We start from the raw sequence: 21,724 nt of genomic DNA, 5'->3' as shown, positions 1-21,724 counted from the left end.
CGTACGGTGTCAGTCCTGGGCGTTGTCCGGGTGGGTGCCCTTCGCCGGCGCGAAGGCGATCTCTTCGGTGCGGGCGATGCTGCGCTGGATGGACGCGTTGCCCACGCCGAGGAGGGAGGTCAGCCACATGCCGTTCTGTACCACCACGATGTCCTCGGCCCGTTCCCGGCATTCCTGCCAGGAGAGCTCGGGTTTGGCATTGGAGACGAGCCTGGCAAGCCCGTTGAGGTACCGGTCGAAGGCGATGGCGTTGATTTCGGCGTAGCCCTCGTCGGCCTGGGCCAGGGCCCAGAGGTGCAGGCGGAGGGAGAGATACCGGGTGGTGAGCAGGTCCGCGCCGGCCACCCGGCGCAGCGACTTGCGGAGCTGCTCATCCGGGGTGGCCGACGGGTCCGGTGCCACCAGCAGGAGGTCGTGCTCGTCCACGCTGTGCAGGGCGGCGCGGATCAGGCTGGTTTTATCGTCGTAGTAGTAGTTCACCAGGCCAAGCGCCACGCCCGCCTCCCGCGCGACGGCACGCATGCTCACGCCGGCAATACCGTGCCGGGACAGCAGGTCAAGCGCCGCTTCAAGGATGCGCGACTGCCTGTCGAGCTGTTCGCCGGAGTTCACGGTGTTTGTCCCCATCTGGCCAGACTATTGCCAAAGCTGCCGGGAGGGTATTTCAGGTGTCATACGGCGGCCGGGCAGGAGGGGGAAACGCTCCGGACGGTGCTGGCATGGAGGGCTGCCCCCACCACGCCGGCGGAGTTTTCCAGCCCGGCCGGAATCACCGGGGTGCGCAGTGCCAGGAGGGGCAGGTACTCGTTGCTGCACGCGGAAATTCCGCCGCCGATGATGATCAGGTCGGGCGAGAACAGGAACTCCACGTGGGCCAGGTACTGCTGCAGCCGGCCGGCGTATTCCGGCCAGCCGAGTCCCTCAGTCTCGCGGGCGACGGCGGAGGCCCGCGCTTCCGCCTTGACGCCGGCGACCTCCAGGTGGCCCAGTTCGAAGTTCGGAACCAGCATGCCGTCAACAACCAGGGCTGACCCGATGCCTGTTCCCAGCGTCAGGACCAGGACAACCCCCAGCCTGTTTTTGCCGGCCCCGTAGCGGGCCTCCGCCAGGCCCGCTGCGTCGGCGTCATTCACGACGGCGACGGGGAGGCCCAACCGGGTGCCAAGGTATGCCTCGGCATCCAGCCCGATCCATCCCCGGTCCATGTTCGCCGCGGACCGGGCCACCCCGTGCTGGACGATCGAAGGGATCGCGATTCCCACGGTGCCGATGTGATGGCCGGGGTTTTCTGCCGCCAGCTCGTTGATCAGCTGGTCCACTACGCCGGCAACGGACTCCGGGGTACCGCCGGCGGGGGTTGGGAGGCGCAGGACCTGGCCAACGGGGACGCCGTTGTCGGGGTCCACAACGGCACCCTTGATGAACGTTCCGCCTACATCGATGCCGATCCGGAGGTCCGCGCCGGACGGGGCAGCCGGGGCGGCGGTCACTGGAGCCACGCCGTGGTCGCGCCGGGCAGCGTGCCTTCAGGGAGCGGCGAGCTGGAGGCCAGGACCGTCCCGGCGGGCAGCTCGAAGGGTTCGGCGCCGAAGTTCGTAACGGAGGTCCAGCCGTTCGGCCGCCGGAACGCGAGCACGTCATTCCGGCCGGTTTCCAGCCACTCCAGCTCTTCGGCGGTCTGCAGTTCAGCGCGGAGGGCCAGCGCCTTCCGATAGACGGAAAGGGTGGAGTCCCCTGCCGCTTCCTGCGCCTCAACTGAGAAACCGGCGAACCATTCCGGCTGGGGCAGGTGCGAGCCGCCGCTGCCGAAGCCAAAGGAACTGCCGGAAGCGGTCCAGGGCAGCGGGACGCGGCACCCGTCACGGCCGATCTCAACGCCCTTGTTGCGGAAGAAGGACGGGTCCTGGCGCTCGGCGTCGGGGATCTCGCAGCCGACTTCCTGCAGGCCCAGCTCCTCGCCCTGGTACAGATACGCGGAGCCGGGCAGGGCGAACATCAGCAGCGAGGCGGCGCGGGCGCGGCGCAGGCCGAGTTCGACGTCGACATCCTCCTGCCGGCCGCCGGCGAGCAGCCACTGCTTGCCTGCCTGGCCGGCCATGATCCCGCCGTCGGTGTCGGGCTCCGACGCCGGCAGTCCGTAGCGGGTGGCGTGCCGGACGACGTCATGATTGGAGAAAACCCATGTCGACGATGCGCCGGACGCCTCCGCCTCGGCGAGGTTCTTGGTGATCGTCTTCCGGAACTGGCCGGCGTCGAAGTCGGCCTGCAGCAGGTCGAAGTTGAAGGCCTGGCCGAGCCCCTCGGGGCTGGCGTAGCGGGCGCGGCGGTCGGCGTGCACCCAGGCTTCGGCGACGGCGGTGCGCGGCGGGGTGTATTCGTTGAACACCTTGCGCCACTCGGCGTAGATCTCGTGGACCTCGTCGCGGTCCCAGTACGGGTGCTCGCCAGCGAGGTAAAGCGCCTCTCCGCGCGCTTCGAGGTCGGCCGTGGTGGGCAGGGTGTCCTCGAGGTTCTTCGTCAGCGCGTGCGCCACGTCGATGCGGAAGCCGTCCACGCCGCGGTCGGACCAGAAGCGCAGGGTGGTCAGGAAGTCGTCGCGGACCTCAGGGTTGTCCCAGTTGAGGTCCGGCTGCTCCTTGGCGAAGATGTGCATGTACCACTGGCCCGGGGTGCCGTCGGGTTCTGTGATGCGTTCCCAGGCGGGCCCGCCGAAGACCGATTCCCAGTCCGACGGCGGCAGCTCACCGTTCCCGCCCAGGCCGTCGCGGAAGATGTAGCGGTCGCGGGCCGGGGAGCCTTTGGGGGCGGCAAGGGCTTCCTTGAACCATTCGTGGCGGTCCGAAGAGTGGTTTGGCACGATGTCGACGATCAGCTTGATGCCGGCCTCATGCAGGGCCTTGGCCATCTTGTCGAAGTCCTCGAGCGTGCCCAGCCGCGGGTCGACGTTGCGGTAGTCGTCGACGTCGTAGCCGCCATCCGCGAGGGCCGAAGGGTAGAACGGGCTCAGCCAGACGGCGTCGACGCCCAGGTCCCGCAGGTAGGGGACCTTCGCGGTGATGCCGTTGATGTCCCCGATTCCGTCACCGTTGGAATCGGCGAAGCTGCGGGGGTAGATCTGGTAGACGGACGCCTGGCGCCACCAGGTGGGATCGTCCATCTGGAGGGTGCCGGTGCGGGCTGCCAAGCTGGCGGTGGTGGGCAAGATCGGTCCTTTGGTGTTGTGCGTGGTTGATGACGTGGGCTGGAGTTGCGGAACGGCAGGGTTACTTGACGGCGCCCTGCGTGAGGCCGGACATGACCCAGCGCTGGGTGAACAGGTAGACGACGATGGCGGGGGCCATCGCCATCAGGTACGAGGCGAAGGCGACGTTGTAGCTGTTGCTGAACTGCGTCTGGAAGATCTTCTGCAGCACGGGGATGGTCTGCATTTCGGGATCGGAAATGATCAGCGACGGCATCATGAAGTCGTTCCAGGAAGCGATGAAGGCGAAGATGCCCACGGTGGCGCTCATGGGGCCGAGCAGGGGGAAGATGAGCTTCCAGAACACCTGCCACGTCCCGGCGCCGTCCATCCGCATGCTTTCCTCCAGTTCCAGCGGTATCGAGCGCAGGAACGCGGTGAAGAGCATGGTGTTGAACGCCAGGGCGAAAACGATGTGCAGGATGGCGACGCCAAGCGGGTTGTCGAGTCCCACCATGCCGGTGAGCTGGATCTGCGGGAGTGCCACCACAGGGAACGGGATGAACATGGCCGCCAGCAGGTAGAAGAACGACCAGCGGAAGAGCCTGCGGTCCCAGTTGCGGACAATCGCGTAGGCTGCCAGCGCCGACACAACTATCTCCCCGGCGACGGCGATGACGGACACGAAGACCGAGATCGCGAAGCCGCGCGGGAAGTTCGTAAGGGTCCAGGCCTGGGCGAAGCTGTCGAAAGTGAACGGGCTCGGCAGCGAGAAGGCGTTGCCGTCCACGGCCTGGCCGGTGGTTTTGAACGCCATGCTGAGGGTCACGTACAGCGGGACGAGCACGCCAAGCGTGCAGACGATCAGGAGTGCCGTGGCGGTCCAGTTGATACGCTCGGGCGCGGCGCCGATCCGACGCTTTTTGGCTGGTGCTGGTGCTGTTGTGATGCTCTGGGTCGCGTTGCTCATGCTGCGAGCCCTCCTTTGCCACGGGTGAAGCGGAGCTGGATGAGTGCGGTGGCGACGCTGATCAGGAAGAAGATCACGGCGTTGGCCATCTGGTAGGCATAGTCGCCGCCTTCGAAGCCGCGGAAGATCGCCATGGCGACGCTGCGGGTGGAAACGCCCGGGCCGCCGTCGGTCAGGCCAACAATGATGTCGTAGGCGTTGAGGTAGTTCTTGAAGCCGAGGACCGTGTTGATCACGGCGTATCCGGCAATGAGCGGCAGCGTGATGTGCCGGAGGTTGTGCCAGGGCGTGGCGCCGTCGATGGAGCTGGCCTCATAGACCTCGGCGGGCACCGTGAGGAGCCCGGCAATGTAGATCAGCATCGCACTAGGGATGGATTGCCAGGCGGTGACGAAGACGATCGCCAGCCACGCGAGGTCGGGGTTGGCCAGGAGGCTCGTGGCGAGCGGTTCGATGCCCAGGCTCTGCCCGGCCAGCGGCAGCGAGTTGGAGAAGAGGTACTGGAAGACGAACGCGATGACGATGCCGGAGATCACCATCGGGATCACGAACACCGTCCGCAGTGCGTTGCGGAACCGGACGCGGGCGGTCAGGCCCAGGGCGAGGAGGAAGGCGATGGCGTTGACGACGATCACGGTGACCAGCGCAAAGCCGAGCGTGAAGCTGTAGGCGCTGAGGATTCCTTCATCGCGGAAGACAGCGATGAAGTTCCGGATGCCGATGAAGTCGAAGTCGCCGAAGCCGATTGAGTTCGTGAAGCTGTAGACGAATCCGAGCACGGCGGGCAGCGTGACGGCCAGCGTGAAGATCACCAGGGAGGGGAGGAGGAAGACGTAGTAGAGGGGGTCGATGCGGCTTTTCTGCGCTTTGCGGGCTGGAGCCGTGGCGCGGGGCGGCGTCACCGCTTCTTTCGTGGCAGGTCTCGTCATTGATGACATGGAAGGTCCTCGTTTCGTGCGGGGGTCGGAAGCGGGATTACGCGCGGAAGGCCAGGCGGGCCCAGTCCGCGTCCATGCGCCGCAGGGTGCCTTCAACATCGGCGCCGCCGGTGATCGACTGGAGGTAGTTGGCGGCGGGGATAGTGGTGGGGATGAACTGGGAGGCGCCCATGTAGAAGCGGCCCTCGTCGTAGTACTTCTGCATTTCGACGATGCGCGGGTCTGTGACGGGCGGGGCGTCCTTCGCCGTACCGAAGCCGAGGAATTTGGCGTTGTAGGGGTCCCGGACCTCCGGCCGCATCAGGTACTGCAGGAAGGACCGGGCGCCTTCCTGTCCGTTGGCCACTTCGGGAACCCAGAGCGAGAGGTCGATGTTGACCCTGACCTTGAGGTCGGCGGGGTCATCGGTCATGGGCAGCGGGAAAGTGCCAAGATCCAGGTCCGTTCCGGCCTTTTCGATTTCGCCGAACGCCCACGGTCCCTGGAAGTACATGGCCGCCTGGCCCTGGGCCATGGCTGTATTGCCGTCTCCGTAGCCGCGGCTGGACGCATCGGCGTTGACGTACTTCGTCAGCTGGACCATGCGCTGCACCGGTTCCAGCAGGGTTTTCTGGAAGGAGACCTCGGAGTCGGGGCCGGCGTTCTCGCCGACGTCGTTCATCTTTTTGTAGAAGTCGCGGACATCGACCATGCCGCCCACGGTGTAGTCGAAGAGACCCTGCGCGATGGTCCAGGGGTCGCGGAAGGTGCCGTAGATCGCCGTGATGCCGGCGGCCTTGAGCGTCTCGCAGACGTGGATGAGTTCGTCCCAGGTGGTGGGGACGGAAAGGCCGTTGTCCGCGAAGATGCGGCGGTTGTAGATGACCGATGCCGCCATGACCGAGTAGGGGATGACGCTGGTGCGGCCGGCGTACGTGGGGTACCAGTTGGTCAGGTCCAGCACGTCGTCGCGGATGGATGCTGCTTCCGGCAGGTCGGACAGGTCCGCGAGGGCGCCCCGTTCCATGAACCGGGCCATTTCCAGGTTGTAGTTGAGGCAGCCGAGATCCGGCGGGCTGCTGCGGACGAAGCTGGCGGAGAGGTTGGTTGCCATGTCATGCAGGACCCGGACCTGGTCCTGGGAGGCGGTGTATTTGGCGGCCAGGTCCCGGAAGTAGGGGACGGCTTCCGGCTTGGACTGGTGGAACGTGATGGTGGGGCGGCTGCCCGCGGGGGCGCACCCCGCCAGGGCGGCGGCGGCCAGGGCCCCTCCTGCCGCGGCGAGGAAAGTGCGTCGGGAGACTCGCGTCCCGGTGGACGTCAGAGGTGGCAACATCGGCTCCTAAGGGGTGTCTCACAAGTTTTATATGGGACATAAATTTATGACCTATACGAGGATGGGGGACGGGGGCGATATCGTCAAGGGATGAACGCGACTACGGCGAATTCGACGCAACTGTTACGCCGGATCAACTCCGAGGCACTGCTGCGCTTCGCCCTTGAGGAGCAGGTGTTCACAGCCGGCGAGGCGATGGAGGTGACCGGACTGACCCGGGCGACGGTGCTCGGCGTGTGTGACGGACTGGTCAGTGCGGGCTGGCTGGAGGAAGTCGATGACGGCCGGCCTGCCGGAACAAACAAAGGCCGTCCGGCGCGCCGGTACCGGTTGCGCGAGGCTGCCGGCGTCGTCGTCGGACTGGACGCCGGCGAAGGGGCGTTCACGACAGTTGTGGCGGATCTGCGCGGCCGCGAGCTGATCAAGCGGCGCCGGACCGTGGACTCGCATGCCCTTGGCCGGGAGGGCCGGCGTGCAGGTGCCCGTGAGCTCATCGGCCTGGCCCTTAGTGACGTCGGCCGCGACTTCGATGACGTCCTGCTGACAGTCATTGGTGTACCCGCACCGGTCGACGAGCACGGCGAATCTCCCGGCGGAGGGGAATTCTGGCAGCTGATGAACCCGGGCTTCGCCTCGGAACTTCCCGGAATGGTGATGGTCGAAAACGACGCCAACCTCGCGGCCATTGCCGAACAGGCACAGGACCCGTCGTCAAACGTGGCAACGCTGTTGACGGGTGAGCGGTTCGGTGCCGGCCTCATTGTTGACGGGCGGCTGCTGCGGGGACCCCGGGGCGGCGCCGGCGAAATGCGGTTCCTGGCCTTCTTCGCCGATGACGAGTCGGTGCCGGATGAAGGACCCACGGACGGGATCGGGGCGCTCGCCCGCAAGTGGGCGCGCTCGCGCCTTGGCTCCTACGGCGGGAAGACCTCGCTGCGGGGCATCCCGGAAGCTCAGATCAGCGCGGAGGACGTGTTCCAGGCAGCTCGCGAAGGGGATCCATTCGCGGCGGACATCATTGCCCGGTTGGGGGCCAGGCTGGCGCGGATTGCGGTGGTGCTGTCCAGCCTGCTGGATATCGAGCGCATCGTTGTCGCCGGCGGAATCTCCCGCGCCATCGGTCCGGTCCTGGAGCAGGCACGCCGCCTGCTGCCCGCCAATTCCGGGCTGCCCCTCCCGGACCTGGTGGCGAGCACCCTCGGGGCAGACGCCGTCGTGCAGGGGGCCATCGAATCTGCGCTCGCAAGGATCAAGCGCGAACCTGCCGCGTTCCTGCCGCGCGCCGTCCGGCCCTGACCCCTGCTTTACCTGTTTTCGCGTCCTGCCTGGCCGCCTCGAATGTCAGACCCTCCTTCTAGTGTGAAAGCAACAGGAAAGTCCTCAGCATCCGAAGGGGGTGGGTCCGTGGATGAGTCATTCGTGGTTAACGGTGAGGCTTGGGTTCCCGCTGTCAGCTACGAGGACCCGGATACCCTGCTGACCGGTTCCCTAAGTTCTCCGCTGGCCTCATTCCTGACGGCTGACGGCGCGCTTCGCCTGGTGGAGTCCGCGGAGCGCCTCATTTCGTGGGCAACTGCTGTGAAGATGCAGGGATTGGCGAGGGTGGAAGAAGCGATTGGGGAAGAGCCCCCGCCGAGGAACCAGGAGCAACCGGAGCGCTTTCGCGGTGACGAAGTGCATGCGCTGGCAGTCACCGAAGTGGCCACAACCTGTGCACTCGCCGAACGGACCGCCGCGCGCCAGCTAAATGATGCGGCGGACTTGTGCGCCTCCCAATGGCCGGTTTTCGAGGCGCTGGAGAGCGGGGAACTGTCCAGCGCCCACGCCCGAATCGTCCTGGAGCTTGCGCGCCCGCTGCCGGCCGACGTCGCTGAGAATTTCGCGATGATCGCCGTGCGGCGCGTGCACACGAGACAGGGCCGCCGCCGTACGCCCTCAGAGTTCCGTACATGCCTGCGGCGGTTGCAGGAGAACCTTCATCCGGAAAGCCTTGCATCGCGGAAGGCGGCTGCGCACCGCGAACGGGGTGTTTGGTTTTCGCCTGAGCCGGACGGCATGTGCACTCTTAGCGCGTACATTCCTGCGGAATACGGACTGGCTATTTACAACGGTCTTGATAACGATGCCCGGGCGGCAAACGCGCAGCTTGCCAGCGCCAGGGCGGAGGGGCTCCTCGACGAACAGGAGTCACAGGCGGCGGGTGATTCCCGCACGCTGCCGGAGTTCCGTGCCGATGCTTTAGTTCGCCGGCTGCTCGGAAGTTCGGATGGCGTGCAGGCCGGGGCGTTCAAGCCGGAGGTCGTTGTGACGATTCCGGTAGGAATCGTCTTTGACGGTGTCAGCGATGCCGGCGTTGAGGTGGTGGCCGCTGGTGAACCACTTGCTGAACTCGAAGGCTACGGGCCAATCGATGCTCCTGCGGCGCGGCGCCTGGCGGCCATGGCTCCAAATTGGCAGCGCCTCTTCACGGATTACGCTACCGGCAGGGCCCTGGGCATGGGCCGCACGGTTTACCGTCCCCCCAAGTCGCTACTGCGGTTCCTGCGCAGCCGTGATGGGACCTGCCGTTTCCCGGGTTGCACGCGCCGGGCCGCGGCCTGCGAACCGGACCACACGGTCGAATGGCATGACGGTGGGACTACCGACGCCGGCAACCTGGCCATGCTGTGCCGCCGGCATCACGCCCTGAAGTCCATTGGTGCGTGGACGTACAAGCACTCGTCCCGGACCGGGGAGCTGTCATGGCAGTCACCTGCGGGCCGGCGGTATGTTACTGGACCTGTGGAGTTCGAGGCGGAGGCAGTCGAATTGGCGGCAAGACCTCGTGGGGCCCCTCGTCCGGAGTCTCCGCCGTTTTAGCTCTACTGCCTGGCTGCCGTCGTGCTCTACAGCGGCACCACGAAGAATCCCCGCCTCACGCACGCGAGGCGGGGATCCATTCGTCGGCAGGCCGTTTACTTCTTGGGCAGGCCTGCCGGGTTCAGCTCGGACTTCGCGATGGCCTCGGAAGACAGGCCCCAGCGGTCCAGGATCTGCCCGTAGGTGCCGTTGTTGATCAGGTCGTTCAGCGCTGCCTGTGCTGCGACGGCCAGGCCGTTGTCCTTCTTGGTGGTGAAGGCGATATCCGCCGTCAGAGGCCAACCGCCGTTGAGGGTGCCGACAAGCTTGGACTTGCCGTCCTGCGCTGCCTTGTACGCCGCACCCGCGTTGGGCCCGAAGGTCAGGTCAGCGCGGCCGGACTGGAGTGCCAGGGTGGAGGCGGAATCGTCGTCGTAATACTGGAACTCGACCGGCTTCAGGCCGTTCTTCTTGTTCTCCTCGTCCCAGCGCACCAGGATCGCTTCCTGGTTGGTGCCGGAGCCGACGATGATCTTCTTGCCGGCCACGTCCTTGGCCTCCTTGATCTCACCGATGTCCGAGTCGCTCTTGGCGTAGAAACCGAGCAGGTCGGTCCGGTAGGTGGCGAAGTCGAACTTCTCCTTGCGGGCCTCGGTGACCGTGACGTTGGACAGCACGGCCTCGTACTTGGCCGACTCGATGCCAAGCGGCCAGTCGGCCCAGGCTACGGGCAGCACCTCAACGTCGAGCCCCAGCGTCTCACCCACGGCATAGGCGATGTCCACCTCGTTGCCGATCAGGGTCTTGTTGTCCGACGCGAAAAGGCTCAGCGGGGCCGTATTGCCGGTGGTGACGACGGTCAGTTTGCCGTCCGCCTTGATGGCTTCGGGGACGAGCGCGGCGGCCTCGGGGTTGACCTCGACTTTGAGCCGGTTCTGCTCCGGGGACAGGTTGAAGGTCCTGCCCGCCGCGGTGGGGGAGGATGACGACGACGGTGCTGTCGCCGCCGTGGCGCCCGGATCGGCGCAGGCTGCCAGGCCCAGCAGCGACGCCGCGAGGGCGGCGATGAGGGCGGGTTTCGTCTTGAGGGTGGCCATGGAGTCCTCCTGAAAAGTAAGCATGTGATGCAACGGACGGGATGCGTTGCAGCAACTATCCGGCAGCCCCGGAGCGGGAATCAAAGGGCACGAAACGCGGGGATACAGGGGGTAACGGCGCTTCACCGGACGACCGCTGCGGTCATATTCAGACCGTTCTGAGAGTCGGGAACCAAGTAGTGCGTCAGCCGGACTGTTACGGAAATCGAGTACTCGGGGGTGAAAGACAGGTGTGCCATTACGCGTGTTCTCCGCGGGGGCCCGATCTTACGGTGAAGTACGTTGCGTCCAGAGCGGGATGCATGGCCTTGAGGGAGACTCGCATGAACAATTCGCCGGGTGGGAAAAGAATTGCTGGGGGGAGCCCGCTGCGGCGGACCAGCACCAGGACGGCAGCGGCGGTTGCTGCCGGAAGTCTTCTGCTGGCCGGGGGCGGCATAGCCTGGGCAGACGACATCCATAACAAGCTTGACGGAACAATCGATGCCACGGCGGAGGTCATGGCGCTCAATGCGGGCGGTGACAACGGCAGCACCACGCTGGCGGTTTCCGCCACCAACGGGGATGGCAAGAACGGCTGCAATCTTACGGGCTCCACGACGCTCACGCTGAATCTCAGTTCCAGCAATCCGGCAGTCGCTACCGTGTCTCCGTCTACAGTCACATTCGATTCCTGCGGCGCAACCAAGGCGCTGACTATCAGTCCCGTCGGAGTGGGTTCAGCAACGGTAACCGCTACCCAGGCCAGCAACAACACTGGCGGCACCTTTAACCTGGGGCCTGCCACTTTCCGGGTAGACGTCGCTGCACCGGCGCCGTCGAACACAGCGCCCGTCCTGAATATCTCCGGGGTGGCCAATGGCGGGTCCTTCACAAAGGGTTCTGTTCCTCAAGCACTCTGCGAGATAGACGACGCAGAGGACGGTGTCTCGACGCTCAATGCCGATTTGGGTCCCATCATTGGACCCGACAGCGCCACAGGCATCGGAAGCCAGCAAGCATCCTGCAGCTATACGGACAACGGCGGCCTCACCGTCGCCAGTTCGGTGACCTATCAAATTACCGATGGCACGGCGCCCGAAATCTCCTACACGCTCTCACCCGCTAACCCGGACGGCTCCAACGGCTGGTACAAGAGCGACGTTGTCCTGGACTGGACCGTCAGCGAAGAGGATTCTCCCAGCACCCTGGAGACGACAGGCTGTCAGGACCAGACCATCAGCGCAGATCAAGTGGCAACCGACTACACCTGCTCCGCAGCAAGTGATGGTGGTGCGGCCGGTCCCGTCACGGTCAACCTGAAGAAGGACGGCACCGCCCCCACCGTCGGCGCCAGCGGAGCTGACGGCACCCCCGGCAATGACGGCTGGTACACCTCCGACGTCGAAGCCTCCTTCACCGGAACCGACACCACGTCCGGACTTCTGACGTCCACCCAGAAAGCCACCTCCTCGGGTGAAGGCGCCACCGTCAAGGTGGACAGCCCTGCCTTCACCGACCTCGCCGGAAACACCACCCCGGAAGGTGCCGCGTCTCAGACCTTCAAGATCGACAAGACCGCTCCAGAGGTAACCGGGGCCGGCGCGACAACCCAGCCCAACTCCAACGGCTGGTACAAGTCCGACGTCACTGCGATCTTCAAGGCAACTGACCTCATCTCCGGGCCTGCCACGCCCACGCAGAACGTGACCTCCTCCGGTGAAGGTGCAGCCGTGGTAGTCCTGAGCCCGGCGTTCAGCGATGTCGCGGGCAACACCACGCCCGCGGGTGCAACATCTCAAACCTTCCAGATCGACAAGACCGCTCCCACGGTATCCTTCGATTCAGTCTTGGCAGACAGCTACTTCGGGTCAACGGCGGCAGCACCAGGCTGCACCGCCTCCGACGCACTGTCCGGTCTCGCCGCAGGCTGTGTTGTGGACGGCTACAGCAACAAGGTGGGCGTGCACGAACTCACGGCCACCGCCACAGACCTCGCGGGTAACACCACCACGGTAACCCAGGCCTACGAGGTCAAGGCCTGGACCCTGAAGGGCTTCTACCAGCCTGTCGACATGAATGGTGTACTGAACACCGTCAAGGGCGGCAACACGGTTCCTGCGAAGTTCGAGATCTTCGCAGGTTCCACTGAGCTGACGGATCCGGCGCTGGCGAAGTTCAGCACGCAGAAGATCACGTGCTCGCTCCTGAGCCCGGTGGACGAAATTGAAGAGACCACCGCAACCGGCAGCACTTCGCTCCGTTACGACGCCACCGCCGGCCAGTTCATCTACAACTGGAAGACGCCCACGGGTACCGGGACCTGCTACAAGCTGACGATGACCGCTAACGACGGCAGCACGATCAGTGCCAACTTCAAGCTGAAGTAGCACTATCCGGCCGGCGCCCAATGGAGTGCGCCGAACGGAAGCGGCTCGGTCGACACGACCGGGCCGCTTCCTTGTGCCTGCCTGGACCTAGCCCAGGGTCTTGATGACTTCCTTGGCCACGTCCTCGCTGGACTGCGGGTTCTGCCCGGTGATGAGGTTGCCGTCCCGAACCACGTGGGACGTCCAGGCCGGGGCGTTATCCACCACCGCGCCCTTCTCCTTCAGCGCGTCCTCCACCAGCCACGGCGTATTCTCGCCCGTACCGCCGCCCAGCTCCTCCTCATTGCTGAAAACGGTAAGGCGACGGCCGGCGAAAACGAAGGCGCCGCCGTCGTCCGTTGCGCTCAGCAGCCCGGCGGGACCGTGACAAAACGGCGCGATGACCTTGCCGTCCCTGTCCGCGGCGGCCAGCAGCCGGCCTAGGTCGGCGTCCCTGTACAGGTCGGCCATGGGCCCGTGCCCGCCCGGCATGACCACGGCGTCGTAGGCGGAGATGTCGACGCCGGAGAGCACCAGCGGCTGCGACAGCTCACCACCGATCTTCGCCAGGTAATCGCGGAAGCCTGCCGCGCGTTCCTCCCCGCCTGCTGACTCGGGGGCAAGGCTGACCTGGTCCACGGTGGGCTTGACGCCGCCGGGCGTGGCAATGTCCACGCTGTGCCCGGCGTCGAGAAGGGTCTGGTGGGCCACCACCAGTTCCTCGGCCCAGAAGCCGGTGGGGTGCTCGCTCCCGTCCTTCATGGTGAGGGAATCGGCTGCCGAGACAACCATCAGGATGTTTGCCATGGTGTTTCTCCTGTCTATGCCAGTTGATGACCTTGGGCCCGCAACATTATCAGCCTGCTGCGTATACCGCAGATCACAGAAATAAGCCGGGACCCGCCGTCGTTATGTCCTAAGTGTCCGCCGCGACCCGGCCGGCACTACTACGAAACCTCCTTGAAAGGCCGGCACCCGACGTGACTCTTCCGCTTTCCATCCTTGACCTGGCAACCATCGGCAAGGGCCAGACGGCGGCGGAGAGTTTCGCGGGCAGCGTGGCCATGGCGCAAAGCGCCGAGAAGCTGGGGTACCGACGCGTCTGGTACGCGGAGCACCACAACATGTCCTCCATCGCGTCGTCCGCCACCAGCGTACTGATCGCCCACGTCGCCGCCCACACCGAAAGCATCCGGCTGGGCGCCGGCGGCATTATGCTGCCAAACCACTCGCCGCTGACCATCGCCGAACAGTTCGGCACGCTGGAAACCCTGCACCCGGGCCGGATCGACCTTGGCCTGGGCCGGGCTCCCGGCAGCGACCAGAACACCATGCGTGCCCTCCGCCGGGATCCGATGTCCGCGGACAGCTTCCCGCAGGATGTCCTGGAACTGCAGGGCTACCTCACCGGGCCCACCCGGATCCAGGGTGTTGAAGCCACCCCCGGCAAGGGCACCAACGTCCCCCTCTACATCCTGGGCTCGTCCCTGTTCGGCGCGCGGCTGGCCGCCCAACTGGGGCTGCCGTACGCGTTTGCCTCGCATTTCGCCCCCAACGCCCTACAGGACGCCGTCGCCCTCTACCGGCGGGAATTCAAGCCGTCGGCCCAGCTGGACGCGCCGTACGTCATCGCGGGTGTCAATGTGATCGCTGCCGATTCCGCCTCCGAAGCCCAGGCGATGCTGCAGGCCACCAAGCGCGCCCGGGTGTCCCTGTTCTTCGGCGGCGGCACCCGGGAATTCACCGACGACGAGGCAGACCTGATTCTCGACTCGCCGCAGGGCCAGCACGTCTCGCAAATGATGACGTACTCGGCGGTGGGCACCCCCGACGTGGTCCTCGACTACCTGGACAGCTTCGGCCGGCACGCCGACGCCGACGAACTCATCGTCGCGCACCAAAGCACCGGCACCAGTGAGCGGCTGCGGTCCGTGGAACTGCTCGCCGAAGCCGCCGGCCTGGCTAGGGTCTAACGGCGTTCCTCCGCAGGACTTTTACACATACGCAATGAAGGGGATGTCCAGGAGAAACAGCCGGGGCTGAACATGGGAACTGCCCCCTCGGAATCGCTGGGACTTCCGGGAGGGCACCAACCGGTAGTCCGCAGGCAATCCAGCGGCTGAGTCACCGGCCCTGGTCCTGCCTGAAGGGGTACATGGATGCCGACGCCCTTAAACCAAAGCGTGGCGGATTCCGCCCTGCTCACGCGGTCCCTCCCGCTGGACGTGCTCCGCACCTTTGTCCAGGCGGACGCCGCGGACAGTGGACTGACGCCTGCCCTGCTGTCGGAACTGAAAGTCCTGGCACGCGTTCCCTCCCTGCTGGTGGCCTGCAATTACGGGGGCACCCTCTGTGACGCCGAGGGCATCTCCACCGAAATCCTTCCGTTGGGCAGCGCCGCTATCGCCCTGCGGGCACTCGCCGCCCTGCCCAACACCCATGCGGCGATCATCTCGGGACGCTCGCTGAGGGACCTCGCCGCGGTCTCGCGGCTTCCCGTGGAGGTGCACCTGATCGGTTCGCACGGCGCGGAATCGGACATGGGCTTTGCCCACGCGCAGACCCTTGCCACCGAATCGGTCCTGCAGAAGGTCAACGCCGCCCTCAACGAGGCCGTGGGGTTCCATAAGGGCATTTGGATTGAACGCAAACCCGTGGCTGTTTCCGTCCACACCCGGCCAGCGCCCCCAGACGTGGTGGCCGCGGTGACGGAAACGGCCCGGGAGGTAGCCCGCGACCACGGCCTCTTCTTCATCGTGGACGGGTCAGTACTGGATCTGTCAGTCGTGGAACCGTCCAAGGGCGAGGCGCTGGAAGCCCTGCGGTCCCGACTCGGCGCCAGTGCCGCCATGTTCGCAGGCGACGCCGACAGCGACGAACTTGCTATCGCCACACTCCGCGGCCCGGACCTGGGGCTGCGGGTAGGGCCGGGGGAGACCGTCGCGGGCCACCGGCTCCGGGACCCCGACGCCTTCGCCCGCGTCCTTGCCCTGCTCTTCGAACTGCGTCGGGCCTGGCTGTTCGGCGAGGACGCCGTGGGCCTCGAACGGCACACCATGATCGGCAACGGCTCCTCCACCGCGCTGCTGACACCTGACGCCAAGGTGTGCTGGATGAGTCACCCGCTGCCCGACTCCGGATCGGTCTTTGCCCACATCCTCGGCGGTGACGCCGCCGGCCACTTCTCCGTGGAACCAGCCAAAGCGTCCCAGGTGCTGGGCCAGCGCTACGTGGACAGCACCATGATCGTGGAAACCCGGTGGGCGGACGTGACCGTCACCGACTACCTCGAGCCGGCCCCTGAAGGCATCACCAGCCTGGTCCGCGTCCTGACCGGCACGGGCGACGCCAGGATAACCTTCGCTCCCCGGCCGGACTACGCCAATGCGCCCTTCAGCATGGAATCCCGCGGCGACGAACTGCACGTGGTGGGCACCTCCGAACCGATCATCCTCTTCGCGCCCGGCGTGACGTTCAGCATCAGTTCGGACGGCCGGCACGCCACCGCCACGGCGTCGGTGAACCTCCAGGCCGGCCCCGTAGTGCTCAACCTGCGCTGCGGGGATACCGAACCGCGGCCCGCTGACCCGGAAGGGGAGACTGAACGCCGGGCGGCGGTGGCCCTCCACGCCCGCCAGTGGGTGCAGAAGCTCGTCCTGCCCTCTGTCAAACCCTCCTTGGTGCGGCGCTCGGCCCTGGTGCTCCGTGCCCTGGTCCACGAGCCCACCGGCGCGGTCCTCGCCGCTCCCACCACGTCCCTGCCCGAGGGGATCGGCGGAACAAGGAACTGGGATTACAGGTACTGCTGGCTGCGGGACGGCTCCATGACCGTCAATGCACTGGTGGACCTCGGCTCCTCGGAAGAGGCCAACGGATTCCTCGGCTGGCTGGGACGCATCCTAGAACACGCACCCGGTCCGGAATGGCTGCACCCGCTGTACTCCGTGACCGGAGCGCCCCTGTCAACGGAAGCCGTCGTGGACAGCCTCCCGGGCTACGCCGGATCCCGTCCGGTGCGGATCGGGAACGCGGCGGACCATCAGGTCCAGCTGGACGTCTTTGGCCCCGTAGCCGAACTGATCCACACCCTAAGTGCCAGGGAGGAAGCGCTCGCCGACGGGCATTGGGAACTGCTGGTCCAGATGGCCTCCGCGGTCCTGGCCCGGTGGCACGAGCCGGACCACGGCATCTGGGAAGCCCGGCGGGCGGCGCGCCACCACGTGTACTCCAAGGTGATGTGCTGGGTGACCCTGGACCGGGCGCTGCGGACGGCGGCAAGGCACGGCAAAGAGGAAGACCCGGCGTGGGCGCCAACGGCCGCCGCCATCCGGGAGGAGGTGCTGCGCGAGGGGTGGGACGAAGCGGCGAAGTCCTACACCGTGGCCTATGACAGCCCGGACCTCGATGCCGCAGTCCTGCACATCGGCCTGTCCGGCCTGCTCGATGTCTCGGACCAGCGGTTCCTGGACACCGTCACCGCGGTGGAACGGGAACTGCGGGTGGGACCCACGGTTTTCCGGTACAGGTACGACGACGGGCTGCCGGGGCTGGAGGGAGGGTTCCATATCTGCACCACCTGGCTAATCGAAGCCTACGTGGCCGTGGGGCGTATCGATGAGGCGTGGGACCTGTTTGATCAACTGGTGAATCTTTTTGGGCCCACCGGGCTGCTGCCGGAGGAGTACGACCCCGGCACGGAAACGCATCTGGGCAACCACCCGCAGGCGTACTCGCACCTGGGATTCATCCGGTGCGCCCGCATCCTGGATGCACATCAGTCCGGACGATAGGTGGCGTCCGTCCGGGGTACCTAGAGTGGAGGAAACAGGGACACAGTAACCGAATCGAGAAGTGATGACGACCGCCCGCGCCCAGGGGGTGGGGTTCCGCTCGGAGCGCGGCCCCATCTTGATCGCCCTGATGCTTGCCACCGGACTGGTGGCCATCGACTCCACCATCGTGGCCACCGCGGTCCCGTCTATCGTCCGGGACGTGGGCGGTTTCGAGTCCTTCCCCTGGCTCTTCTCCGCCTACCTGCTGGCCCAGGCCGTCTCAGTCCCCATCTACGGCAAGCTCTCCGACATGCTCGGCCGCAAACCCATCATCCTTGCGGGCATCGGACTGTTCCTCCTCGGGTCCGTCCTCTGCGGCATCGCCTGGAGCATGCCGGCCCTGATCGCTTTCCGCGCCCTGCAGGGCCTCGGTGCCGGCGCGGTGTTGCCCGTCTCGATCACCATTGCCGGGGACATCTACTCCCTTGAGGAACGCGCCAAAGTGCAGGGCTACCTCGCCAGCGTGTGGGCCGCGTCCTCCGTGGTGGGCCCGAGCCTTGGCGGCGTTTTCGCGTCGCTGGGCTTCTGGCGCGGCATCTTCCTGGTCAACATTCCCTTGTGCCTGCTGGCCGGGTGGATGCTGGTCCGGACCCTGCACGAGAACGTGGACCGCGCCAGGCACCGGGTGGACTACGCCGGAGCTGCCCTGCTGGCGGTTTCCCTCGGCCTGCTCATCCTGGGTGCCCTCCAGGGCGGCCAGGCATGGGAGTGGAATTCGCCCGTCAGCATCGGGGTTTTTGCCGTGGGCGGTGTGCTCCTGGTCCTGTTCCTGCTGGTGGAGCGGCGGGCCGCCGAGCCCATCCTGCCGTCCTGGGTGGTCTCCCGCCGCCTGCTCGCGACCACCGCCCTGGTGTCCTTCGGCGTCGGCGCGGTCATGATCGGCCTGACCTCCTATGTGCCCACCTTCCTTGAAGGCGCACTGGCCACCTCGCCCCTGGTCGCGGGGCTGGCCCTCGCGGCGCTGACTGTTGGCTGGCCTATCAGCGCCTCTCAGGCCGGCCGGTTCTACCTGCGCATTGGATTCAAGGCCACGGCTCTGATCGGCATCTCGATTACCCTGGCCGGGCTCCTGGTGCTGACGCTCACCGCCGCGACTCCCAACGTGGTCCTGGTTGCCCTGGGTTGCTTCGTCGTCGGGCTCGGCCTGGGCCTGGTGGCAACACCCACCCTGATTTCCGCCCAGTCCAGCGTCCCCTGGCACGAGCGCGGCGTGGTGACCAGCACCAACATGTTTGCCCGCTCGATCGGCAGCGCCCTGGGCGTGGCCGTCTTCGGCGCAGTGGCCAACGCCATCTACTCCGGTGCTCCCGGCGGCGGCAGCCACGGCCCCGCCGTCGTGGCAGCGTCCGGTGCCGTGTTCCTGGCCGCGCTGGTGGCGGGCCTGCTCACCGTCGCCGCCATACTGGCAATGCCCGCCGTCAGGGCGGGTGCCGCCACGGACTCCGGAACGGACGGTGTCAAGCAGGACGACGACGGCGGGACGGCCGGGGAGCCGGTCCTCACCGAAGCGGAGGAGACCCAGCGCTGACCGGCGCTTACCTGGTTGGGTTGGTGGTGCGCGGGTTCCCGGTGATTAGCGCGATGCGCGGAAGATGTCCGGGGCCGCACGCGTTCCGGTGGCGAGGTCCGCGAGGATCCGGCCGATCACCGGGGTGAACTTGAAACCGTGCCCGGAGAACCCGGCCCCGATCACGACGGGCCCGATGCGGTCCAGGATGAAGTCCTCGTCCGGGGTGGTGGTGTAGGTGCAGCTGACAGCCTCGTACGCATCAGGATCCACGCCCGGCAGCCAGGCCCGGGCGTAGTCCTGCAGGGCCGCGAGCTGCTTGGCTTCAGGAAGGAAATCCCGCCGGTCCGGGTCCACTACAGGGCCCACGCCGTGCCAGCCGGCCTTGATGCCTTCACCGGGAGTCTGCATCCCGTAGACGGGGGAGGCCCAGCCTTGGTAGTCCGCGCCGGTGCCGGGGTAGTGGTTGAACCCGGGCCACACCGCACCCTCGTCCGCCACCTGGAAATGCAGCGGCTGCTCCTGTGTGACGGTCAGCTTCGGGGTCCGGAACCCTCCGGCGGCGCCAAGGAGCTTCCCTGTCCAGCCGCCGGCGGTCACCACCACCTGGGCTGCGGTGACCGTTTCCGAACCCGAGGCCGACTCAAGAACCAGCCGGACGCCGTCGTCCATCACTTGGAAGTCCACAACCTTTGTGTGGTGCCGGATCTCGGCGCCCCGGGCTGCGGCCAGCCGCTGGAAGGCGGGCAGCGCCGCCTCGGGGTTGAGTTGGCCGCCGTCGGGCATGTACAGGACCTGCTGGTCGAAGCGGATGCCCCGCCAGCATTCGCCTGCCTCTTCCGGGCGCAGCAGCTCGGCGCGGAGGCCGGCCTGCGCCAGTACCGAAGCTGTGCGGGGCAGCAGCGGGTCCGGGCCGTGGGTGGTGATGCCGGTGCGGGCCAGCAGGGTTTCACCGGTCTCCTGCTCCAGTTCCTCCCACAACGCGAAGCTTTCGGCGAGCATGTCCACGTATTCGGGCCGGTCATACCCGGGGTTGAAGTTCCTGGTGGTTCCGTGTGAGGCGCCGATCTTGTGCGCCGGACCGAACTGTTCCACCAGGGTGACCTCGCGGCCGCGGCGGGACAATGCCCAGGCGGCGGCCGAGCCCATGGCTCCGCCGCCGATCACCACCGTGTCAAGAACAGTATTCATCAGGCCTCCAGGCTCGGGGTCAGGTCAGCAGCAGTGCGACGCCGATCATGGCAGGGACAGCCACGACGGTAGTGATGAGCACGGTGTCCTTGGCCACGGTCAGTCCCGTCTTGTACCGGCTGGCGGCGACAAAGACGTTCTGTGCGGTGGGCAGGGCGGACGTGACGACGACGGCGAAGAGCGCGTGCCCCTCCATCCCGACGGCGAAACGGGCGAAGAGGTAGGCCAGGGCCGGCTGGACGGCAAGCTTGAAACCACTGGCAACAAGCGTGTCGGTCCGCCGTGCAGCGGAGGCCTGGAGCGGGCGGGTGCCGTTCAGGCTCATCCCGAACGCGATCAGCATCGCCGGAATCGCGGCGCCGCCAATCAGGTGGATGGGCTCCATCACAAGGTCGGGGACTTTGAAACCGGTGCCGGCCACGAGCAGGCCCAGCGCGGAGCCCACGATCATGGGGTTCCGCAGGATCATGAAGATGAAGCTCAGGGGCGTGGTCCGGTGGGAGCTGGTGCTGGAATCCAGGATCATCAGGAACAGCGGAGTAAAGAACGCGAGCTGGAAAATCAACAACGGCGCCACATAGCTGGCATCGCCCAGGACATATACGGCAATGGGAATACCAAGGTTGGCGGAGTTTGCCAAGGACGCTGCCATGGAGGACATCAGGGATTCCGGCAGCGACCGTTTCAGCCAGAACTTGGCGATAACGAAGAAGAGCAGGGCGGTGGCGATGGCGGCCACGGCCGTCACCAGCAGCGGCTCCGCGAAGACTTCCTGGAGGCGCGCTTTGCTGAGCGTCTCGAACAGGAGGGCGGGGCTGGCGACGAAAAAGGTGAGGGAGCTGAGGACCTGCCGTGCGTTGTCGCCCAGGATCTTCTGCCGGCCCACGAACCATCCCACCAGGATGATGCACCACACCACGAAGAAACCCGCCAGCACCCCTAGCAAGAGTCAGCCCTGGAGGCGCGCGGGGATAAGGAACCGGGATTCACGCTCCGGTCAGAGAGTGGCGTTGTTAAGCGCGAAAGGGGGGCGGACCAGTCCGGGGGTGATGCCTTCGGCGGGGTCGTTGCCCAGCTGGACCACCTTGTTGTTTGCGTCGACATGGACCACCTTGGGCTCGTAGGCCTTTGCTTCCTCGGTAGTCATCTGCGCGTAGGTGATCAGGATGACGAGGTCGTTCTCGTGCATCAGGTGTGCCGCGGCGCCGTTGATGCCGATGACCCCGGAGCCGCGCTCGCCGGCGATGGTGTACGTTTCGAGACGGGCGCCGTTGGTGATGTCCACAATCGAGACAAGCTCGCCCGGCAGGATGTCCGCCGCTTCCAGCAGGTCCAGGTCAACGGTGACAGAACCCACGTAGTGCAGGTCGGCGTGCGTGACGGTGGCCCGGTGGATTTTGGACTTGAACATTGTTCGATTCATAACGGCTCCAGTCTAACGCCGGGGCCGGCACCGTGCAGTGACGCAGGGAACACTGCGCGGGGCCGCGCAGTGGGCGTACGACGG

General features: G+C 66.3%; 17 protein-coding genes. 6 read left to right on the top strand and 11 right to left on the bottom strand.

Translation table 11 applies throughout. From position 1 onward, the window contains the following. Positions 1–9: 9 nt before the first annotated feature. From ACYQ1Z_RS10535 to ACYQ1Z_RS10510, 6 genes are all read right to left on the bottom strand, one after another. Positions 10–627 (bottom strand): TetR/AcrR family transcriptional regulator, encoded by a 618-nt coding sequence (locus ACYQ1Z_RS10535; RefSeq protein WP_459792464.1) that lies wholly within the window; start codon positions 625–627, stop codon positions 10–12. Positions 628–671: 44 nt separating this feature from the next. Further along, positions 672–1,490: a polyphosphate--glucose phosphotransferase gene (gene ppgK, locus ACYQ1Z_RS10530; protein WP_459792463.1), complete on the bottom strand. Its 819-nt coding sequence runs from the start codon at positions 1,488–1,490 to the stop codon at positions 672–674. Continuing rightward, positions 1,487–3,202 carry a glycoside hydrolase family 13 protein gene (locus ACYQ1Z_RS10525; RefSeq protein ID WP_459792462.1) on the bottom strand — a complete coding sequence of 572 codons (1,716 nt, stop codon included), beginning with the start codon at positions 3,200–3,202 and terminating at the stop codon, positions 1,487–1,489. The genes ppgK and ACYQ1Z_RS10525 overlap by 4 nt, the downstream gene beginning before the upstream one ends. 61 nt (positions 3,203–3,263) lie before the next feature. Next, positions 3,264–4,151, bottom strand: a complete 888-nt coding sequence (locus ACYQ1Z_RS10520; RefSeq protein WP_459792461.1) for a carbohydrate ABC transporter permease — start codon at positions 4,149–4,151, stop codon at positions 3,264–3,266. After that, entirely contained in the window at positions 4,148–5,089 is a 942-nt protein-coding gene (locus ACYQ1Z_RS10515) for a carbohydrate ABC transporter permease (protein WP_459792460.1), read from the bottom strand. The genes ACYQ1Z_RS10520 and ACYQ1Z_RS10515 overlap by 4 nt, the downstream gene beginning before the upstream one ends. A 37-nt stretch (positions 5,090–5,126) precedes the next feature. After that, positions 5,127–6,404, bottom strand: coding sequence for an ABC transporter substrate-binding protein (locus tag ACYQ1Z_RS10510; protein ID WP_459792459.1), 1,278 nt, complete (start codon positions 6,402–6,404; stop codon positions 5,127–5,129). Between the two features lie 90 nt (positions 6,405–6,494). On the opposite strand from ACYQ1Z_RS10510, the gene ACYQ1Z_RS10505 reads away from it, so the two are divergent. Both ACYQ1Z_RS10505 and ACYQ1Z_RS10500 read left to right on the top strand, forming a co-directional pair. Then, on the top strand, positions 6,495–7,700 hold the full coding sequence (locus tag ACYQ1Z_RS10505; RefSeq protein ID WP_459792458.1) for an ROK family transcriptional regulator: 1,206 nt from the start codon (positions 6,495–6,497) through the stop codon (positions 7,698–7,700). 288 nt (positions 7,701–7,988) lie between these two features. Further along, entirely contained in the window at positions 7,989–9,263 is a 1,275-nt protein-coding gene (locus ACYQ1Z_RS10500; protein ID WP_459792501.1) for an HNH endonuclease signature motif containing protein, read from the top strand. Positions 9,264–9,358: 95 nt separating this feature from the next. Here the strand turns inward: ACYQ1Z_RS10500 and ACYQ1Z_RS10495 are convergent, their stop codons facing one another. Beyond that, the gene (locus ACYQ1Z_RS10495; RefSeq protein ID WP_459792457.1) at positions 9,359–10,339 is read right to left on the bottom strand and encodes an ABC transporter substrate-binding protein; all 981 of its coding nucleotides are present in this window, start codon (positions 10,337–10,339) and stop codon (positions 9,359–9,361) included. Positions 10,340–10,662: 323 nt separating this feature from the next. Between ACYQ1Z_RS10495 and ACYQ1Z_RS10490 the strand changes: the two genes are divergently transcribed. Further along, on the top strand, positions 10,663–12,708 hold the full coding sequence (locus ACYQ1Z_RS10490; RefSeq protein WP_459792456.1) for a PxKF domain-containing protein: 2,046 nt from the start codon (positions 10,663–10,665) through the stop codon (positions 12,706–12,708). Positions 12,709–12,795: 87 nt separating this feature from the next. On the opposite strand, the gene ACYQ1Z_RS10485 is transcribed toward ACYQ1Z_RS10490, so the two are convergent. Beyond that, the gene (locus ACYQ1Z_RS10485; RefSeq protein WP_459792455.1) at positions 12,796–13,494 is read right to left on the bottom strand and encodes a type 1 glutamine amidotransferase domain-containing protein; all 699 of its coding nucleotides are present in this window, start codon (positions 13,492–13,494) and stop codon (positions 12,796–12,798) included. A gap of 173 nt (positions 13,495–13,667) precedes the next feature. On the opposite strand from ACYQ1Z_RS10485, the gene ACYQ1Z_RS10480 reads away from it, so the two are divergent. The 3 genes from ACYQ1Z_RS10480 (at position 13,668) to ACYQ1Z_RS10470 (ending at position 19,047) form a co-directional block, all read left to right on the top strand. Further along, complete coding sequence (locus ACYQ1Z_RS10480; protein WP_459792454.1) at positions 13,668–14,660, top strand: LLM class flavin-dependent oxidoreductase; 993 nt, start codon at positions 13,668–13,670, stop codon at positions 14,658–14,660. A 186-nt stretch (positions 14,661–14,846) separates the two neighbouring features. Further along, entirely contained in the window at positions 14,847–17,477 is a 2,631-nt protein-coding gene (locus ACYQ1Z_RS10475; RefSeq protein WP_459792453.1) for a trehalase-like domain-containing protein, read from the top strand. A gap of 64 nt (positions 17,478–17,541) precedes the next feature. Further along, positions 17,542–19,047, top strand: coding sequence for an MFS transporter (locus tag ACYQ1Z_RS10470; protein ID WP_459792452.1), 1,506 nt, complete (start codon positions 17,542–17,544; stop codon positions 19,045–19,047). Between the two features lie 45 nt (positions 19,048–19,092). On the opposite strand, the gene ACYQ1Z_RS10465 is transcribed toward ACYQ1Z_RS10470, so the two are convergent. The 3 genes from ACYQ1Z_RS10465 to panD are packed head-to-tail and all read right to left on the bottom strand — an operon-like array spanning position 19,093 to position 21,640. Next, positions 19,093–20,217, bottom strand: a complete 1,125-nt coding sequence (locus tag ACYQ1Z_RS10465; protein ID WP_459792451.1) for an FAD-dependent oxidoreductase — start codon at positions 20,215–20,217, stop codon at positions 19,093–19,095. Positions 20,218–20,236: 19 nt separating this feature from the next. Further along, entirely contained in the window at positions 20,237–21,163 is a 927-nt protein-coding gene (locus ACYQ1Z_RS10460; protein WP_459792450.1) for an AEC family transporter, read from the bottom strand. A 51-nt stretch (positions 21,164–21,214) separates the two neighbouring features. Then, a complete protein-coding gene (gene panD, locus ACYQ1Z_RS10455; protein ID WP_459792449.1) occupies positions 21,215–21,640 on the bottom strand; it encodes an aspartate 1-decarboxylase in 426 nt (141 codons plus the stop codon). Positions 21,641–21,724 lie beyond the last annotated feature (84 nt).

This window comes from Arthrobacter sp. AD-310 (genome assembly GCF_054656615.1).
Note: the sequence above shows the minus strand (reverse complement) of the source record. Positions and strands in the feature narration are given on the sequence as shown.

What these genes read in the sequence shown, in the direction of transcription:
- ACYQ1Z_RS10520 (WP_459792461.1), bottom strand. Translation starts at nt 4,151, where the DNA reads ATGAGCAACGCGACCCAGAGCATCACAACAGCACCAGCACCAGCCAAA.
- ACYQ1Z_RS10485 (WP_459792455.1), bottom strand. Translation starts at nt 13,494, where the DNA reads ATGGCAAACATCCTGATGGTTGTCTCGGCAGCCGATTCCCTCACCATG.
- ACYQ1Z_RS10475 (WP_459792453.1), top strand. Translation starts at nt 14,847, where the DNA reads ATGCCGACGCCCTTAAACCAAAGCGTGGCGGATTCCGCCCTGCTCACG.
- ACYQ1Z_RS10535 (WP_459792464.1), bottom strand. Translation starts at nt 627, where the DNA reads ATGGGGACAAACACCGTGAACTCCGGCGAACAGCTCGACAGGCAGTCG.
- ACYQ1Z_RS10510 (WP_459792459.1), bottom strand. Translation starts at nt 6,404, where the DNA reads ATGTTGCCACCTCTGACGTCCACCGGGACGCGAGTCTCCCGACGCACT.
- ACYQ1Z_RS10470 (WP_459792452.1), top strand. Translation starts at nt 17,542, where the DNA reads ATGACGACCGCCCGCGCCCAGGGGGTGGGGTTCCGCTCGGAGCGCGGC.
- ACYQ1Z_RS10515 (WP_459792460.1), bottom strand. Translation starts at nt 5,089, where the DNA reads ATGTCATCAATGACGAGACCTGCCACGAAAGAAGCGGTGACGCCGCCC.
- ACYQ1Z_RS10495 (WP_459792457.1), bottom strand. Translation starts at nt 10,339, where the DNA reads ATGGCCACCCTCAAGACGAAACCCGCCCTCATCGCCGCCCTCGCGGCG.
- ACYQ1Z_RS10490 (WP_459792456.1), top strand. Translation starts at nt 10,663, where the DNA reads ATGAACAATTCGCCGGGTGGGAAAAGAATTGCTGGGGGGAGCCCGCTG.
- ACYQ1Z_RS10465 (WP_459792451.1), bottom strand. Translation starts at nt 20,217, where the DNA reads ATGAATACTGTTCTTGACACGGTGGTGATCGGCGGCGGAGCCATGGGC.
- ACYQ1Z_RS10500 (WP_459792501.1), top strand. Translation starts at nt 7,989, where the DNA reads ATGCAGGGATTGGCGAGGGTGGAAGAAGCGATTGGGGAAGAGCCCCCG.
- ACYQ1Z_RS10505 (WP_459792458.1), top strand. Translation starts at nt 6,495, where the DNA reads ATGAACGCGACTACGGCGAATTCGACGCAACTGTTACGCCGGATCAAC.
- panD (WP_459792449.1), bottom strand. Translation starts at nt 21,640, where the DNA reads ATGAATCGAACAATGTTCAAGTCCAAAATCCACCGGGCCACCGTCACG.